Origin of the sequence: Nocardia amikacinitolerans (assembly GCF_900215415.1) — a bacterium.
In the GTDB taxonomy this organism is placed as follows: Bacteria; Actinomycetota; Actinomycetes; order Mycobacteriales; family Mycobacteriaceae; genus Nocardia; species Nocardia amikacinitolerans.
Genome location: NZ_OBEG01000002.1, coordinates 1050379 through 1066587 on the forward strand (window position 1 = coordinate 1050379; position 16209 = coordinate 1066587).

At 69.0% G+C, this 16209-nt stretch carries 16 protein-coding genes; 4 read left to right on the forward strand and 12 right to left on the reverse strand.

Annotation, left to right across the window (positions count from 1 at the left end; genetic code table 11):
- Nucleotides 1–34: 34 nt before the first annotated feature.
- Together CRP45_RS12890 and CRP45_RS12895 are read right to left on the reverse strand one after the other, a co-directional pair.
- Nucleotides 35–481 carry a DUF6918 family protein gene (locus tag CRP45_RS12890; protein ID WP_097245208.1) on the reverse strand — a complete coding sequence of 149 codons (447 nt, stop codon included), beginning with the start codon at nt 479–481 and terminating at the stop codon, nt 35–37.
- A gap of 87 nt (nt 482–568) precedes the next feature.
- Nucleotides 569–1285, reverse strand: a complete 717-nt coding sequence (locus CRP45_RS12895) for a PaaI family thioesterase (RefSeq protein WP_097245209.1) — start codon at nt 1283–1285, stop codon at nt 569–571.
- A 102-nt stretch (nt 1286–1387) separates the two neighbouring features.
- Between CRP45_RS12895 and CRP45_RS12900 the strand changes: the two genes are divergently transcribed.
- The 3 genes from CRP45_RS12900 (at nt 1388) to menE (ending at nt 4137) form a co-directional block, all read left to right on the forward strand.
- Nucleotides 1388–2281, forward strand: a complete 894-nt coding sequence (locus tag CRP45_RS12900; RefSeq protein ID WP_067791379.1) for a 1,4-dihydroxy-2-naphthoyl-CoA synthase — start codon at nt 1388–1390, stop codon at nt 2279–2281.
- Nucleotides 2282–2297: 16 nt separating this feature from the next.
- A complete protein-coding gene (locus CRP45_RS12905; protein ID WP_097245210.1) occupies nt 2298–2690 on the forward strand; it encodes a VOC family protein in 393 nt (130 codons plus the stop codon).
- Nucleotides 2691–3003: 313 nt separating this feature from the next.
- Nucleotides 3004–4137, forward strand: a complete 1134-nt coding sequence (gene menE, locus CRP45_RS12910; protein ID WP_097245488.1) for an o-succinylbenzoate--CoA ligase — start codon at nt 3004–3006, stop codon at nt 4135–4137.
- A gap of 131 nt (nt 4138–4268) precedes the next feature.
- On the opposite strand, the gene CRP45_RS12915 is transcribed toward menE, so the two are convergent.
- From CRP45_RS12915 to CRP45_RS12925, 3 genes are all read right to left on the reverse strand, one after another.
- Entirely contained in the window at nt 4269–4976 is a 708-nt protein-coding gene (locus tag CRP45_RS12915; RefSeq protein ID WP_097245211.1) for a DUF3558 domain-containing protein, read from the reverse strand.
- Nucleotides 4977–5253: 277 nt separating this feature from the next.
- Complete coding sequence (locus CRP45_RS12920; RefSeq protein ID WP_097245212.1) at nt 5254–6123, reverse strand: 1,4-dihydroxy-2-naphthoate polyprenyltransferase; 870 nt, start codon at nt 6121–6123, stop codon at nt 5254–5256.
- 9 nt (nt 6124–6132) lie between these two features.
- A complete protein-coding gene (locus CRP45_RS12925; protein WP_097245213.1) occupies nt 6133–6591 on the reverse strand; it encodes an SRPBCC family protein in 459 nt (152 codons plus the stop codon).
- A gap of 100 nt (nt 6592–6691) precedes the next feature.
- On the opposite strand from CRP45_RS12925, the gene CRP45_RS12935 reads away from it, so the two are divergent.
- On the forward strand, nt 6692–11158 hold the full coding sequence (locus tag CRP45_RS12935) for an AfsR/SARP family transcriptional regulator (RefSeq protein WP_245910090.1): 4467 nt from the start codon (nt 6692–6694) through the stop codon (nt 11156–11158).
- Between the two features lie 68 nt (nt 11159–11226).
- On the opposite strand, the gene CRP45_RS12940 is transcribed toward CRP45_RS12935, so the two are convergent.
- From CRP45_RS12940 to CRP45_RS12970, 7 genes are all read right to left on the reverse strand, one after another.
- Nucleotides 11227–12063: an ABC transporter permease gene (locus CRP45_RS12940; protein WP_097245214.1), complete on the reverse strand. Its 837-nt coding sequence runs from the start codon at nt 12061–12063 to the stop codon at nt 11227–11229.
- Nucleotides 12060–13040 carry an ATP-binding cassette domain-containing protein gene (locus tag CRP45_RS12945; protein WP_097245215.1) on the reverse strand — a complete coding sequence of 327 codons (981 nt, stop codon included), beginning with the start codon at nt 13038–13040 and terminating at the stop codon, nt 12060–12062. Before CRP45_RS12945 ends, CRP45_RS12940 begins: the two co-directional genes overlap by 4 nt.
- Before the next feature lie 268 nt (nt 13041–13308).
- Nucleotides 13309–13701, reverse strand: coding sequence for a phage holin family protein (locus CRP45_RS12950; protein ID WP_067792177.1), 393 nt, complete (start codon nt 13699–13701; stop codon nt 13309–13311).
- 59 nt (nt 13702–13760) lie between these two features.
- Complete coding sequence (locus CRP45_RS12955) at nt 13761–14339, reverse strand: Clp protease N-terminal domain-containing protein (protein WP_097245216.1); 579 nt, start codon at nt 14337–14339, stop codon at nt 13761–13763.
- Complete coding sequence (locus CRP45_RS12960) at nt 14339–14557, reverse strand: hypothetical protein (protein WP_067792172.1); 219 nt, start codon at nt 14555–14557, stop codon at nt 14339–14341. Before CRP45_RS12960 ends, CRP45_RS12955 begins: the two co-directional genes overlap by 1 nt.
- A 119-nt stretch (nt 14558–14676) precedes the next feature.
- Nucleotides 14677–15762, reverse strand: coding sequence for an L-cysteine desulfhydrase Cds1 (gene cds1 / locus CRP45_RS12965; RefSeq protein WP_097245217.1), 1086 nt, complete (start codon nt 15760–15762; stop codon nt 14677–14679).
- Entirely contained in the window at nt 15759–16106 is a 348-nt protein-coding gene (locus CRP45_RS12970; RefSeq protein ID WP_245910091.1) for a DUF4229 domain-containing protein, read from the reverse strand. Before CRP45_RS12970 ends, cds1 begins: the two co-directional genes overlap by 4 nt.
- Nucleotides 16107–16209: the final 103 nt, after the last annotated feature.

The following is a 16209-nucleotide window of genomic DNA, read 5'->3' on the forward strand; positions in this document are numbered from 1 at the left end:
TATGCGGAACTCGGCGTGCGCTCGCTGGACGCGATCAGTTGGCGTGGCGCTGCACCAGGTCGCCGAGGCGCGGCAGGGCCTCGATGACGTTCTTCTTGGCCGAGGAGCGCATCGAGGAGTACACCTTCTGCAGGGCGGGGCGCGAGGAGGACTCGGCGCGGGCGTCGGTCACCTGGAGCAACGCCTCGGCGACCTCGTCCGACTTGGCGACGAGCAGGTCGGCGAACTGACCCGAACCCGAGGTCTTGTACTCCTGCCAGAACGGCTCCAGCTGCTCGACCAGCTTGGGGGCCAACGACTCCAGCGCGTCCGGGACGATGGACGGGCTGATCTTCTTCACCGCCGCGTAGCCGCCCTTGACCGCCAGGCCGGACGCGCCGCCCTTATCCGACACCTCGGCGTCCAGAACCTCCTTGGCATCGGCAAGGAAGGCCGAGCGCTTCGCGTCGTCGAGCAGGGATTCAGACAGTGCTGCAACCACTTTCAGGTTCCTCCGAAATAGATGTCGATGAACGAGCGCACGCCACTATACGCACTGGTGCGCGCGGTCACACGAGCTACTTTCCGCTCACGGCTGCCACGGCAGCAACTGCACCATCAGCCCTTCACAATCGGCGAGCAAATCGCCCTGCTCATCGCGTAATTCGGCGGTGATGAAGGTCTTGCGGCCCTCGATGCGATCGACGCGTCCGCACACCGTCAGCGTCCGCTCCAGCGGAGTTACCTTGCGGTAGTTGACGTGTAGATAAGCCGTGCGGCTGATCGGCCTGCCCGCGTAGTGCACGATCATGCCGAGCAGGTCGTCGAACAGCAGCGGAAGCACGCCACCGTGCGCCGCGCCGTTGCCGCCGAGATGGAATCGACGGAACTCGCCCGTCATGGTGATGCCGTCCGGCCCCGCCGAAACCACCTGCCAGGGCAGCAGCAACAGACTGCCGCGTCCGGGCAGCTCCACCGCGCGTCCGGCCGGGCCCTGCAATTCCGGTGCGCGATACGGCTCGAGCAGATCGATGAGTTCCCGCGCCTTGGCCAGCGCTTCGCCGAACACCTCGTCCGGCGCGTCGACGGAAACCGCCAGATCCTGCAACGTGCGCATGGCCTCGACGAAAGGCCCGAAATTCGAACCGATCCGCGCGCGGGACACCTTCGGGAAGCCACCGTGCTTCTCGTACCGGTCCTCGTCCACCGCGCTGCGGTCGATGCGCGGGCGGATCGCCGTCCCGTTGGAACGCTGCGCACCCGATTCGGCGGCACTATCTGGAACAGGTTTCACACGCTCGCTCATACCTGCACGGTAACGCGTAGTTTTACACCGTCAAGTCCTCGGCTCGGTGGAGCACGGAAGTCGCTGGCACCGGATCTTTCGCCGCGGGCAATAATCACAAGCGTGACGTTCAATCCCAAGCTGTGGCGACCGGTCCCCGGATTCGAGAATCTGACCGACATCACCTACCACCGCCATATCGAGCAGGGCACGGTGCGGGTGGCGTTCGATCGCCCCGAGGTGCGCAACGCGTTTCGCCCGCACACCGTCGACGAGCTCTACCGGGTGCTCGACCACGCGCGGATGACCTCCGACGTCGGCGCGGTCCTGATCACCGGCAACGGCCCGAGCCCCAAGGACGGCGGCTGGGCCTTCTGCTCCGGCGGTGACCAGCGCATTCGCGGCCGCAGCGGTTACCAGTACGCCAGCGGCGAGACCGCCGACACCGTCGACCAAGCGCGCGCGGGCAGGCTGCACATCCTGGAGGTCCAGCGCCTCATCCGCTTCATGCCCAAGGTCGTCATCGCACTGGTCAACGGCTGGGCCGCGGGCGGCGGGCACAGCCTGCACGTGGTGTGCGACCTGACCCTGGCCAGCCGCGAGCACGCCATGTTCAAGCAGACCGACGCCGACGTTGGCAGCTTCGACGGCGGCTACGGCAGCGCCTACCTGGCCAAAATGGTGGGCCAGAAGTTCGCCCGCGAGATCTTCTTCCTCGGCCGCCCCTACACCGCCGAGGAAATGCACCAGATGGGCGCGGTCAACAAGGTCGTCGACCACGCCGAGCTCGAGGACGTCGCACTGGAGTGGACCGCCGACATCAACGGCAAGTCCCCGCAGGCCCAGCGCATGCTCAAGTACGCGTTCAACCTGCTCGACGACGGACTGGTCGGCCAGCAGCTGTTCGCGGGCGAAGCCACCCGCATGGCGTACATGACCGACGAAGCCGTCGAAGGCCGCGACGCGTTCTTGGAGAAGCGCAAGCCGGACTGGACGCCCTACCCCTGGTACTTCTGACGAAGGGACTGGCCACATGGAGATCCTCAGCAGCCGGGTGATTCTGCGGCCTGGCGACTACGCGAAAACGCTCGAGTTCTATCGCGACGGGCTCGGTCTCGCGATCGCCAGGGAGTATCCAGGTGGAACCGTTTTCTTCGCTGGACAGTCGCTGATCGAGGTCGCTGGGCACGGCGGGACGGGAACTTCGACGGCCTTCAGCGGCGGGATCTGGTTGCAGGTGCGGGATGCCTCCGACGCCGCCGCCGAGCTCGCGCTGAAGGGAATCCCCATCGATCGGGCACCCCAGCGGGAGCCGTGGGGACTGATCGAGATGTGGATCAGGGACCCGGACGGCGTGCCGATCGTGCTCGTGGAGATTCCGCCCGAACATCCGATTCGCCGGGATTCCCGCTGGTCGGACGACTGATCGTGGCGTAACGAGCGGACCGGGGTCCGAATGCCGAGTTGCCAAGGGCTGTCCCGGCGAGGACGATTGCGCTCTGACGGCCGCCCAGCCGCCGATGTCCGGGCGACCACCGTCCGCGTCCCGTCCGACGAGTGAATCGCAGTCTCGATGTCTGGCCTATCCGAGCCCCATTCCTTCGGGGCGGCCGCACTCCGCGCGCGCCGCCCCAGCAAACCGACCCGTTCCGCGCGCGGCGGCGCGGGCATGACACGATCGCTGTCGTGATGGAACCGAGCGAGGTGCGGTCGTGAGCAACACTTTGCGGACGCTGCCGATGCCCACCGGATCCGGTTTGGGTGACGTGCTGCCGCATCTGCGAGAAGCGTTGGAAGGCAACGGCCCCGCGTGGCTGCCCATCCCGACCAGCGACCGCAGGGAGGCCCGTCGGCTCAGCGACGCGCTCTCCCCCGGCGAGACGATCGACGACGACGTGGCGCTGGTGGTCACCACCTCCGGCACCACCGGGGTGCCCAAGGGCGCCATGCTCAGCGCCTCGGCCCTGCGCGCGAGCGGCACCGCGACACACGACCGGCTCGGCGGCCCCGGCGCCTGGCTGCTCGCGCTGCCCACCCACCACATCGCCGGCATCCAGGTGCTCTTGCGCAGCATCCTCGCGGGCACCGAACCCACCGTGCTCGACGTCTCCGGCGGCTTCCTGCCCGAGGCGCTGGCGGGTGCGGTAGCGGGCATGCGCGGCACGCGCCGCTACACCGCACTGGTGCCGACCCAGCTCATCAAGGCTCTCGACGCTCCCGGTGCGGCCGAGGCGCTCGCCGAGCTCGACGCGGTGCTCGTCGGCGGCGCCGCCACCCCGCTTCCGGTCTACGAGCGCGCGAAAGCGGCCGGTATCAACGTCGTTCGCACCTACGGTATGAGCGAGACCTGCGGCGGCTGCGTCTACGAAGGCGTCCCGCTGGACGGCGCCGAGGTGCGCATCGAAGACGGTCGCGTCCTGCTCGGCGGCGCCATGATCGCCCGCGGTTACCGCGGCCAGCCCGACCACCCAGCGTTCGCCGAACCCGGTTGGTTCCGCACCGAGGACGCGGGAACGTTCGAGAACGGCGTTTTGCACGTCACCGGACGGCTGGACGAGGCCATCATGACGGGCGGATTGCTGGTCATCCCGCAGGTCGTGGAGGCCGTGCTGGTCACCCATCCGTCGATCAGCGAGTGCGTTGTGCTCGGCCTGCCCGACGAGCGGCTCGGTCAGCGCGTGGCGGTCGCGGTGGTGCCAACGGCCGGGGCGACTCCGACGCTCGAGGAGTTGCGCGACCACGTCGTCCGCGAGCTCGATGCCATCGCCGCGCCCCGCGAACTTGCGTTGCTGGACGAACTGCCGTTGCACGGACCTGGGAAGCCCAACCGGGCGAAGCTCCGCCAGCTGTTGCTCGCGCAATCTCCGAACTGAGGTCCGTACGGACTCTTCGCACGCCTCGCGGAGCGATCTCAGCGAGGCGTGCGAAACGGCGCGACGGATCATCCGCCTACGCCTGTCAGGTTCACCGGCAGAAGTCGGGGCCCTCCGCACGACGAAGTCGGTCAGGGCAGCGATCGGAACAGCGCCGCGCCGAGGCGGTTCGCATCCTGGCAGGGGTTGCCGACATCGGTCTGGACGCGGATGTTGCGCACCGCGAACACGATGCTGCCGTATTCGGCCGGGGTGCCGATATCGCAGGTCTGCCTGTGTGTGTCCGCCACGTATCGGTATTGGACCACCTGCCTGCCATGGAATTCCGTCCGCCGGACATCGTGAACCGCCCCTGGCTCCAGCAGATCGTCGATCGTGCGATCGGAGGCGGCGATCACCACGCTGAAGGTCTGATCGGCCGATTTCCAACGACACATCTGCCAGGACGGATAGGTCGCGTCGGTGATGCGTTCCTTCGTGGCGGTGTTCAATCCCGCTGCGGTGAGATCGGATTCGGGTAACGTGCAGGGATCCCAGATCCGGGACTCCGCCGGGGTGGGCGCCGGAGAACTGCCTTCGGCGTTGGTGGGCGTGGACGGCTTGTCTTCGGCTTGCGTTGGCGCGGGCCCATTCGATTCGGTATCGCCCTTGTCGGGTGTGGCGGGGGTGGCTCCACCTTCGTCCCGACCGGCCGCCGATGTGGTGCTGGACGCCGTTACGGACGTGGTACCGCTGGGGGTTTGCGAGCTGTCGACGGACGTACCGCCGCACCCGGCGAGCAGCATGACCGCGCCACAGGCCATCGCCGCGATTCCGAGCGACGTCGCTCTACTCGTCATCCGCGGAGGCCCTCGACGCCATCATGCCGGCGACAACAACATTTCTTCATCAGGTGCCCTGTTCTGTGGTCGAGCTGTCAGCGGGTGCGCGTGACGGCGCTCATGGTCACATATTTGACCGATCGGTCGCAATAGGGCACGATTTCGAAACATGGCTCGCGCCAAGGAATTCGACTCGGAAGTCGTACTGAGGTTTGCCGAGGTTCGGTGCCGGGCTTCGAAGTGACCTCGATGACAACTAGTCGAGCCGCGATCCTCCGGGCGGACCCGCTTCGGTTCAGGCGAAGCCGAGTGCCAACGCCGTCAGCGTCGACCAGACCAGCAGGGCGAGGCCGGAATCGCGCAGCGCAGGAATCAGTTCCAGGCCGTTGCCGCCCGAGCGCACGGGCGCGTTGGCGCGCACCGCGAGCGGGACGGCGAGCAGGCCGACGAGGGCGAACGGCGTGCGAATCACCAGCAGCAGGGTGACGACGAACGGCACCGCGAGCAGCGCGAGGTGCAGGGTGCGGGTGCGCGGATCGCCGAGTTTGACCGCGAGCGTGGTCTTTCCGGATTCGGTGTCGGTGGGGATGTCACGCAGGTTGTTGGCCACCAGCACCGCGCTGGAGAACGAGCCGACCGCGACCGCGAGCGCCGCACCCACCCAGTCGACCCGCTCGGCCTGCACGAACTCGGTGCCGAGCACGGCGACCAACCCGAAGAACACGAAGACCGCGAGCTCACCGAAACCGCTGTAGCCGTACGGTTTGCTGCCGCCGGTGTAGAACCAGGCGCCCGCAAGGCAGGCCAAGCCGACCAGCAGCAGCCACCAGGCCGTCGTCGCGACGAGGACCAAGCCGAGAACGGCGCCGATGGCCAGGCTCAGGATCGCGGCGTTCTTGACCGCCGCGGGCGAGGCGAGCTTCGACCCGACCAACCGCAGCGGGCCGACGCGCTCGTCGTCGGTTCCCCTGATGCCGTCGGAGTAGTCGTTGGCGTAGTTGACCCCGATGATCAGCGCCAGCGAGACCAGCAGCGCCAGAACGGCTTTCCACCACACCGCGGCGTCGAGCGAGGCCGCGGCCCCGGTGCCCGCGATGACCGGAGCGATAGCGTTCGGCAGGGTGCGGGGCCGTGCGCCCTCGATCCATTGCGCTGCTGTAGCCATGAAAGCAGCCTAGGCTTCGGCTGCCGCCTTCAGTCGGGTGAGTCCCTTCTCGAAGTCCTTGCCGACCAGCCGGTCCATCGAGATCACCTTGCCGAGCAGCGCCATCAGGCCGTGCTGCTGACCGCTCATCCGCCACACCACCTCGGTGGGGCCGCTCTCGGTGGGGTTCAGCTCGAAGACGACGTCGTTGGCCGCCTTGAAGGGCTTGAGGAACTCGAGCCGGACCCCGATCTCGCGTTCGTCGTCGGAGACCAGCTCCATGCTGCCCGCGCCCGCCTTGCGGTTGCCGCTCCAGGCGTAGTGCGCGCCGACGCCGGATTCCGCGCCGGAGTAGGTGCGCTGCAGCTGCGGGTCGACGTCCTCCCACGGTGACCACTTGGTCCACTCCCGGAAGTTGTCGATGAGCGCGTGGATGCGCGCGGGCGGGGCCGAGATGACGATGCGCCGGACCACTTCGAAGTCAGCCATGCGGACAGCGTAGGGGCTGACGCCGCGAGTGGCGCGTCGACAGACCGCGTGGGAAAACGATGTCGGCCTCGGCGTGGCGCTCGCATACGATGACCGCGGCATGTTTCCAGATCGGCGCGGCCCCGACGGCCCGAATCCCACCGCTACGCCCGCCGGCGCATCGGTCGTGGTCGCCCTGCTCGGTGAAGTCGCCCTGCGCCGCGACGATGGGCTCACACCAGTCCCCGGCACGCGTTCCCGGCTGCTGCTCACCGCGCTCGCGCTGCGACCGGGCCGCAGCCGCAGCGCACCGGCACTGATCGAGGACGTGTGGGCCGAGCGGCCGCCGCGTTCGCCGATGAACGCGCTGCACACCCAGGTCTCCAGGCTGCGCTCGGCACTGCCCGACGGCGCGCTGGAGATCGGCCCCGCGGGCTACCGCCTCGCCTTCGCACCGGAACAGGTCGACCTGACGCTCGGCGGCGAATTGCTTGCCCGCGCCCGCCGTGAACTCGCGGCCGCGGATTTCGCCGCCTGCCTCGATTCCGTGCGCACGGCGCGAGCGCTGTGGCGCGGCGAGCCCGGGGCTGACCTGCCCCCTGGCGAACTCGCGGAGGAACTGATCCGGACCGCGAGCTCGCTGGCGACCGAACTGGACGCGGTCGAACTGACGGCACGCGAGGCCAGCGGCGACATTCACGGCGCGTTGCACCTCGCCCGCCACCGCTGCGCCGCCGACCCCCTCGACGAACCCGCCCAACTCGACCTCATGCGCCTGCTCGCCCGAGCCGATCGCCCGAACGAGGCGCTGGAATCCTTCGCGGCGTTCCGCACCCGCCTTGCCGACCACCTCGGCGCCGACCCGGGCCGCGCGCTGGTCGAGCTGAACACCGCCATCCTGCGCGGTGAGCTCATCGGCGGTCCGACCGTGAGTGAGTTGCGCGCTGCTGCCGCGAGTTGGCCGGGCGGTGCTGTCGCGAGTTGGCCGGGCGGCGCTGTCGCAACCGGACTGGGCGGAGCCGGAGTGAGCGAGCCGGGCGGTGCGGCCGCGGGTGGGGTGGCCGGTCCGCCCGTGAACGGGCCCGGCGACGCCGCCGCGAGTGGGGTGGCCGGTCCGCCCGTGAACGGGCCAGCCGGTGCCGCCTCGAGCGCGGGCAATGCCGCCGCGACAGGACCGCACGGTGCCGCCGCAAGTGGGATGGCTGGTCCGCCCACGAACGGACCAGCCGGTGCCGCCCCGAGCGCAGGCGGTGCCGCCCCAACACGACCGCACGATGCCGCCGCAAGCGGGTTCGCCGGTCCGCCCACGAACGGACCAGCCGGTGCCGCCCCGAGCGCAGGCGGTGCCGCCCCAACACGACCGCACGATGCCGCCGCAAGCGGGTTCGCCGGTCCGCCCACGAACGGACCAGCCGGTGCCGCCGCCAGCGCAGGCGGTGCCGGCGCAAGTGGGTTAGCCAGTCCGCCCACGAACGAACCAGCCGGTGCCGCCGCGAACGGGCCTGGCAATGCCGCCCCAACACGACCGCACGATGCCGCCGCAAGTCAGATGGCCGGTCCGCCCACGAACGGACCAGCCGGTGCCGCCCCGAGCGCAGGCGGTGCCGCCGCGACAGGACCGGGCGATGCCGCCGCAGGTGGGTTGGCTGGTCCGGCTGGGAACGTGCCAGCCAGTGGCGCCGCGAGCGGGCCGGGCAATGCCGCCACGACAGAACCGCGCGATGCCGCCGCAGGTGGGTCGGCCGGCCCAGCCGCGCACGTGCAAGCCGGTGCTGCCGCGAGCGCGGGCGGTGCCGCCGCGACAGGACCGGGCGATGCCGCCGCAGGTGGGTTGGCCGGTCCGGCTGGGAACGTGCCAGCCAGTGGCGCCGCGAGCGGGCCGGGCAATGCCGCCACGACAGGACCGCGCGATGCCGTCGCGAGTGGATTGGCGGGTCCGCCCGCGAACGGCCCGGCTGGTGCCGCCGCGAGTTGGCCGGGCGGCGCTGTCGCAAATGTGCGGGATCACCGCGCGTCGACCGGGACGGGAGCCTTCGCGTCGGTCGACTCGACTGCTCAGCTGCAAGAGTCCGATGGGGCAGGGCTCCCGGCGCCACGCGACGCCATCGGCTTGCGCGCCGCGCCGAACGCACTGCTGGGCAGGGACGGCGACATCGACGAACTGGTCGGGCTGCTGCGCGCCGCCCGAGTGGTCACCGTGCTCGGGCCTGGCGGCACCGGGAAGACTCGGGTCGCCAATGAAGTCGGTGCGAGGGTGGCGCGGCGCGAATCCGTGGTGCTCGTCGAACTCGCTTCGGTGCGCTCGACTTCCGTCGCGGACGCGCGCGCCGACATCGAGTCCGCGATCAGCACGACGCTCGGCATCGGCGAGGTGGTGCGCGAGCCGGGTCTGTTGCGGCAAGGGCGAATAGACACCGGGCGGCGGTTGCGGGACGCGCTCTCGGCCCGGCCGATGCTGCTGATCCTGGACAACTGCGAACATCTCATCGATGCCGTCGCCGAGGTCGTCGCCGACCTGATCGGCAGCTGCGAGCAGCTGACGGTGCTGACCACCAGCCGCGCCCCGCTGGCCATCAGCGCGGAAAGCGTCTATCCCTTGGCGCCCTTGGCCATCGACGCCGCGGGCTCACCCGCCACCGACCTGTTCAGCGCGCGAGCACGCGCGGTACGTCCGACGGTTCGCTTGGATCCGGACGCCGTCGCGCGGCTGTGCGCGATGCTCGACGGCCTGCCGCTGGCCATCGAATTGGCGGCGGCCCGCGTCAGAACCATGAGCGTGGAGGAGATCGAGTCCCGGCTCGAGCACCGGTTCGCGCTGTTGCGCGGCGGCGACCGCTCCTCGCCGGAACGTCATCGCACGCTGCACGCGGTGATCGCGTGGAGCTGGAACCTGCTGGATCCGCCGCAGCAGGCGACGCTGCGCCGAATGTGCCGATTCCCAGCCGGTTTCACGCTGCCCGCCGCGGAGTCGGTGGCGGGCGGAGCGGACGTCGACGATGTGACGGCCGCGGTGGACGGCCTTGTCGGCCAGTCGCTGCTCACCGTGCTCGAGGACGAGGGCGGCACGCGCTACCGGATGCTGGAAACCGTTCGCGAATTCGGTGAGGAACAGCTGACCGCCGCTGACGAGGGTGAGCTGGTGATGCGGCGCATGTCGTGCTGGGCGTCCGAATACGCGGTCGCGGCCGCCCGGCGCTACCGCACCGACGATCAGGTGAGCACGGTGCTGTCCGTCGGCGCCGAACTGGACAACCTCGTCGCCGTGCTGCGCCACGCGCTGGATCGGGGCGATTCGGCGACGGTCTATCGCGTGTTCCCGGTCGCCGCGATGCTGTGGATGATGCGCGGTGCGCACCTGGAGTTGACGTCGTGGGCGCCGCGCGTGCTGCGCCTCACGCCCGAACCAGGCCCCGCGCGCGGCGTCGTCGCGGATCTGCGAATGCTGGCGAGCGTGGTGATCGGCCTGCACATGATCTACCTGAACTCCGACCTGCGTCCGATGGCGGCGGTGCGTTCGCGGGCCCGCACACTGCTGCGCACCGCGGTGGATATGAACCCCGGGCTGCGTCTCCTGGGCGACCTGCTCATCGCGGACGCCTCCGGAAAGGGCGTGGCGCGCAAGCTCGCCGAGGGCGCGCGCTCGCCCGATCCGGACGTGCGTGCCGCCGCCCTCATCGCGCGGGCGAATCTCAGGGAGAACCAGGGCGACGTGCACGGCTCGGCGCGCGACTCGCTCGGCGCGCTCCGGCTCGTCGAGCCCGCCGATCTGTGGGGAACGGCGATGGTCTGCCAGCACCTCGGCCAGCTCGGCGGTCAGACGGCGCGCTACGCCGAGTCGGTGGACTATTACCGCCGCGCCGTCGAAGCGCTGCGCATCCTGCGGGCCCATGACGAGATCGTGGAGATTCGCAGCTACCTCGCGGTCGCGCTGATCGGCATCGGCGGGGTGGATCAGGCGCGCGCGGAATTGTCCTTCGCGCTCGACTCTTCCGACGATCCGGCTCATGTCCAGCCGATCGACGATCCCAACATCCGGCGCAACCACCGCCTGGCCACGGTGGCGGCAGGCGTCGCGGAACTCGCGCTCGCCGAAGGGGATATCGATGCGGGCATGCGGTACTACCGGCGGTCGCTGAACCTGCTCGGCTGGCCAGAGGACGAACTGACGCCGGGGCCCGGCGGGCTGATGTTGGCAGGCGCCATGGTCGGCGCGCACGTCCTCTACGGACGTGTCGATGCCGCGACGGAACTGGCCGCCGAATTGGCCGCGGGCGCGGCGGGTCGCCTCGCCCAGTACTACGACTTGCCGCAGATCGGCGCGGTGGCCTGCGGAGTCGGCTCGTATCTGCTCGCGGTCGATCCAGGCTCCGACCTCGGCATGGAACTGCTCGCGCTCGCCGCGAAGGTCGTTGCCCGACAGGATTACCCGTCGATGATGGTGGAACGACACCTCGAGCTGCACCGGCCGCGGGTGGGCGCGGAGCGAATGAGCGCCGCCCTGCGCTCGGCCGCCGCGCTTCGCCGCAGGACCGGAGCCGCACGAATCATCGCGCTGCTGCGTGAGTTCAGTGGAGCGCCGGGCGACTAGAGCCCAGTCCGTCTACGGCGGGAACGCCGAAGGCCGGAACCTCTTCGGGTTCCGGCCGCGGCGCTCGATCAGGCCCTGCGCATATACGCCACCACGGTCAGCGGCGCGAAGATCGCGATCACCGCCGCCGAGCCGAGCAGCGACCACGCCAGGTTGCTGCCGTACACGTTGCCGTTCATCAACTCTCGGCACGTGTTGACCATGTAGTACACCGGGTTCGCGTGGTCGATGGCCTGCATCCAGCCTGGCATCGTGCTCACCGGGGCGAAGGCGCCGGACATGAAGGTCAGCGGGAACATCACCATCATCGAGATGCCCTGCACCGAGGCCGCGCTCTTGCCGGTGACGCCGACCAGCGCCCAGATCCAGCTGATCGCAAAGGAACACAGCACGATGACCACTGCGGCGGCCAGCACGCCGAGCACACCGCCGCCAGGACGGTAGCCGAGGCACAGACCGACGACCACGGTGAGCAGGGTGGCGATGCCGTAGCGCACCATGTCGGCGATCAGCGCACCGGCGAGCGCCGAGATGCGCGCGATCGGAAGGGATTTGAAGCGATCGAAGACGCCTTTGTCCATGTCCTCGCGCAGCTGGGTGCCGGTGACCACGGAGGTGAGCACCACGGTCTGCACCAGGATGCCCGGGATGAGGATGGGCAGGTAGTCGTGCACATTGCCCGCGATGGCGCCGCCGAAGATGTAGGTGAACAGCGCCGTGAACAGGATCGGCTGGATCGTCACGTCGAACAGCTGCTCGGGCTTGTGCTTGATCTTGAGGATGCCGCGGTAGGCCATGGTCAGCGAGGTGGACACCGTCTGGCGGATGCCGATGCGGTTGTGCGCCTCGGGGATTCGGGTCGGCTTCGCGGTGCGGCCGGTCGATGGTGCGGTCAGCGTCGTCATGCCGCGCTCCGTTCGTCGTCGTCGGCCGGGTGGCCGGTGATGGTCAGGAAGACCTCGTCCAGGCTCGGCTTGCTCACCGTGATCTCGTCGATCGCGACGTCCCATTCGCGCAGCCGGATCAGCAGGTCGGTGGTGACGCTCGCGTCCGGAAGCGGCGCGGTGAGTCGGCCTGCCTCCGGGGTGATCTGGGCGTCGACGCCGAGGAAATCGCCGACGATGCGGCGGGCTTCGGCGAGCTGGTCCCGATCGATCAGGGTCAGGTGCAGCGAGGAGCCGCCGACCGAGGCCTTGAGTTCGTCGGCGGTACCGTCGGCGATCACCTTGCCGTGGTCGATCACGGCGATCCGGTCGGCCAGCTGATCGGCCTCGTCCAGGTACTGGGTGGTGAGCAGCACCGTCGCGCCCTCGCGGACCAGACGGCGGATGGTGTCCCACATCTGCGCGCGGGTGCGCGGATCGAGACCGGTGGTCGGTTCGTCGAGGAACAGCAGCGGCGGGGTGGCGATCAGGCTGGCCGCGAGGTCGAGGCGGCGGCGCATACCGCCTGAGAAGTTCTTCAGCGGCTTGTTCGCCGCCTCGACGAGGTCGAACTCCTCGAGCAGTTCGCTTGCCTTACGCCGGGATTCGGGTCTGCTCATGCCGAGCAGGCGGGAGAAGACGATCAGGTTCTCGGTGGCGGTCAGATCCTCGTCGACCGAGGCGTACTGGCCGGTGAGCCCGAGCAGCGACCGGACCGCAGTCGGTTCGGCGACCACGTCGTGGCCGAAGATCCTGGCCCGCCCGCCGTCGGGGCGCAGCAGCGTCGAGAGCATCCGGATGGTGGTGGTCTTGCCCGCCCCGTTCGGCCCGAGCACCCCGTAGACAGAGCCTTGCGGCACCGCGAGACTCACCCCGTCCACGGCCCGCTGCTCCCCGAACACCTTGACCAGAGCGTCCGCCTCGACGGCGAGCGCCACATGTGGTGCGAAAGAATTCATACCCCGAACTCTCTCGGCCCCCACTTGCACGGCCCTTGCACCGCGATTGCACGCCCTCTTGCGTCAGGCCCACACAGCTTTCATACGCCTCACATAGGCACCGGCTTTGTGTCGCGTGCAATGCTTTTGTGGGACCCGGACGCGCACTGCGGTTTACCCGGCGGCCAGCCGTCGGTTCCACGCCCATGTGCACCGGGCGGGCGGAATGACACTGGTGTTCCGAGCCATTTGGCCGAGCCGGTCGATGCCAGCGGCCGAAGCTCTCGGGTCAGTCGTTGTCGGGGACGAGGACTCCGAGCACCCAGTTCACCAGCGAGATGATGATGCCGCCGAGGACCGCGGCCCAGAAGCCGTCCACCACCAGGCCGAAGTCGGTGGTTTCGGCGAGTTCGGTGATCTCCGCGGTGAGCCAAAGCATCAGGGCGTTGATCAGGAGCAGGAACAGGCCGAGGGTCAGCATGATCAGTGGCAGCGACAGCAGCTTCACGAGCGGCTTCACCAGCGCGTTGACCACGGTGAAGATGGCCGCGATGATGAGCGCGACGACAACCTTTCCCGCGGTGCCGTTCTCCTCTGGGCTGAGGATGTCGATACCACTCACCCAGGCGGCGGCCAACCAGATGGCGACCGCGTTGATGATCAAGCGAAGCACTAGCTGCATGCGCACATGCTAAGTGCGCGCACCGGCCGCCGCTGGGGAGAAACATTTTTCGTGACGCGTCAGGCAGCGCGGTCGAGCAACGCGTGCACCTTCGGTCGCAGGTCCTGGATCGGGCCGGAACCGCCGAACAGCCCGACGGTGGTCTGGTTCGGCGCGCGCAGGATGCCGAGCAGCACGTGTCCCGATTCGATGCTCTTGTCCTTGCGCGCGAGGGCTTCTCGCAGCGAGAGCTCGAGCACTTTCTTCGCGTCCTTGGTGAACGGGATGTGGTTGCCGCTCCACCGGGAACGTCCGAAGAAGCCGCGCCGCTCCTCCGGCACCGGCCGGTCCAGCGCGTCCGCGCCGAAGCCCGCCTCCAGTGATTCGCGGACCGCGTCCAGGTCGATGCCGATGGAGCGCAGCGCCTCCGCGTCCTCGGGACCGAGCGGCTCGCCGCGCCCCTTGGCGCTCAACGCGCTGCGCGCACTTTCATGGGTGAGACCGGCATCGGCGAGCAGCGCCTTCAGCTCGGGTTCGCCCTGCGCGAGCAGACCGAGCAGCACGTGCTCGACCTCGATGGTCGGCGACCGCAGCTCGCGAGCGTCTTCCTGCGCGATCACCACGGCCGTCCGCGCCGCCCTGCTGAACCGTTCGAACATCAGCCCCTGCCTTTCCGGTTGTACTTCTGGTGGACCGCCTGCTTGCTGACCTCGAGCGCGTCGGCGATCGCCTGCCAGGACCAGCCCTGCGCGCGGGCGTTGGTCACCTGAATCGCCTCCAGCCGTTCGAGCAGCCGACGCAGTGCGAGCACGGCGCGCAGCCCGACCTTGGGGTCGGGACTGCCCGCGGCGGCCGCCAAGGTGGTTGCCTCAGTCATGTCGTCAATTTTGATTGACGCGACGGACCTTTGTCAACAAAAATTGACGACAACAGACGTGCGGCACCGCTTTTCGCTATGGGAGGAACGCGGCGGGATGCGCGACGACCGGGGGCTGCCTAACCGTTCCAGATGCCAGTGGCGTGGAATTCGTCGAGGACGGCCGTCGGCTCGGCAAGGCTCATGCCCTGCGCGGCGACCCACTCGTCATCGAAATACGTTCCCGCGTAACGATCTCCACCGTCGCAGAGCAGGGTGACCACGCTGCCGCTGCGTCCAGCGGCGAGCATTTCCGAGATCAGGTGGAACACGCCCCACAGATTGGTGCCGGTCGACCCCCCGACGCGGCGGCCGAGCAGCCGACTGGCGTGCCGCATGGCGGCGATGGAGGCGACGTCGGGGACCTCGATCATCCGGTCCACCACCTGCCCGACGAACGAGGGCTCCACCCGAGGGCGGCCGATTCCTTCGATCCGCGAGGGCATGCCCGTCCGATAGCCGGCGTCGCCGGTCTCGTAGCCGCCGTAGAAAGCGGAGTTCTCCGGATCGACGACGGCCAGCTTGGTCGCGTGCCTGCGGTAGCGGATGTAGCGACCGATGGTGGCGCTGGTGCCGCCGGTGCCCGCTCCGGCCACGATCCACTCCGGCACGGGGTGCGTCTCCAGCGTCATCTGCTCGAAGATGGACTCGGCGATGTTGTTGTTGCCGCGCCAGTCGGTGGCGCGCTCGGCGTGGGTGAACTGGTCCATGTAGTGGCCGCCGCATTCGGCGGCCAGGCGCGCCGCCTCGGTGTACATGTCCGGCGGACGCTGCACGAAATGGCAACGGCCACCCTGCGCTTCGATCAGCGCGACCTTCTGCGGCGACGTGCTCGCCGGCATCACCGCCACGAACTCCAGACCGAGCAGCTTGGCGAAATAGGCCTCGCTCACCGCGGTCGAACCGGAGGACGCCTCCACCACCGTTGTGCCCTCGGTAACCCAGCCGTTGCAGATCGCGTAGAGGAACAGCGAACGGGCCAGGCGGTGCTTGAGGCTGCCGGTGATGTGGGTGGACTCGTCCTTGAGGTAGAGCTGGATGTTCCACTCGACCGGCAGCGGATAGCGCAGCAGATGCGTGTCGGCGGAGCGCTGGGCGTCGGCGTCGATCAGCCGCACCGCGTTGTCGACCCAGTCGCGCGGGGCGCTGCGATCGCAGTACTTCACTTGCCCGCCTCGGGCCCGTCCTCACCCCGTAGGCGCGCGCGCAATTGCGCCTTGTCCCTGCGGCGCTTCTCGTCGACCACCGCGATGTCCATGTTGACCTTGGCGCGCAGCTTCTTGAACAGCGTCAGCGACAGCGGCATCGCGATGATCAGCGCGAACAGCGCGGCAACGATGATCGGGATCTCCACCGAGATCAGGCGCGCGGCCAGCCAGATCAGCGCGGTGATCGCCGCGACGAGCGCGAGCCTGGCCAGGGTGTACAGCGCCAGGTTCACAGCCAGCCTGCGGCCGGGACGCGCGGTGGGCTGGGACGATGCACCGTCCGGACGAGTGGAGTCGCTCACGAGAACCAGGGTATGCGAAGCTGTTGCTCGCCCTCGGCCCACTCCCGTTCCCGAGGTCGGACGCCGATCCTTTTTGTCCATTACTTCGCCTTTACCAACTGTA

Coding starts and splice junctions, on each gene's coding strand:
- CRP45_RS12905 (WP_097245210.1), top strand. CDS start 2,298: ATGGAGATCCTCAGCAGCCGGGTGATTCTGCGGCCTGGCGACTACGCG.
- CRP45_RS12960 (WP_067792172.1), bottom strand. CDS start 14,557: ATGACTGAGGCAACCACCTTGGCGGCCGCCGCGGGCAGTCCCGACCCC.
- menE (WP_097245488.1), top strand. CDS start 3,004: ATGCCCACCGGATCCGGTTTGGGTGACGTGCTGCCGCATCTGCGAGAA.
- CRP45_RS12935 (WP_245910090.1), top strand. CDS start 6,692: ATGTTTCCAGATCGGCGCGGCCCCGACGGCCCGAATCCCACCGCTACG.
- CRP45_RS12895 (WP_097245209.1), bottom strand. CDS start 1,285: ATGAGCGAGCGTGTGAAACCTGTTCCAGATAGTGCCGCCGAATCGGGT.
- CRP45_RS12940 (WP_097245214.1), bottom strand. CDS start 12,063: ATGACGACGCTGACCGCACCATCGACCGGCCGCACCGCGAAGCCGACC.
- CRP45_RS12950 (WP_067792177.1), bottom strand. CDS start 13,701: ATGCAGCTAGTGCTTCGCTTGATCATCAACGCGGTCGCCATCTGGTTG.
- CRP45_RS12920 (WP_097245212.1), bottom strand. CDS start 6,123: ATGGCTACAGCAGCGCAATGGATCGAGGGCGCACGGCCCCGCACCCTG.
- CRP45_RS12915 (WP_097245211.1), bottom strand. CDS start 4,976: ATGACGAGTAGAGCGACGTCGCTCGGAATCGCGGCGATGGCCTGTGGC.
- CRP45_RS12955 (WP_097245216.1), bottom strand. CDS start 14,339: ATGTTCGAACGGTTCAGCAGGGCGGCGCGGACGGCCGTGGTGATCGCG.
- CRP45_RS12945 (WP_097245215.1), bottom strand. CDS start 13,040: ATGAATTCTTTCGCACCACATGTGGCGCTCGCCGTCGAGGCGGACGCT.
- CRP45_RS12925 (WP_097245213.1), bottom strand. CDS start 6,591: ATGGCTGACTTCGAAGTGGTCCGGCGCATCGTCATCTCGGCCCCGCCC.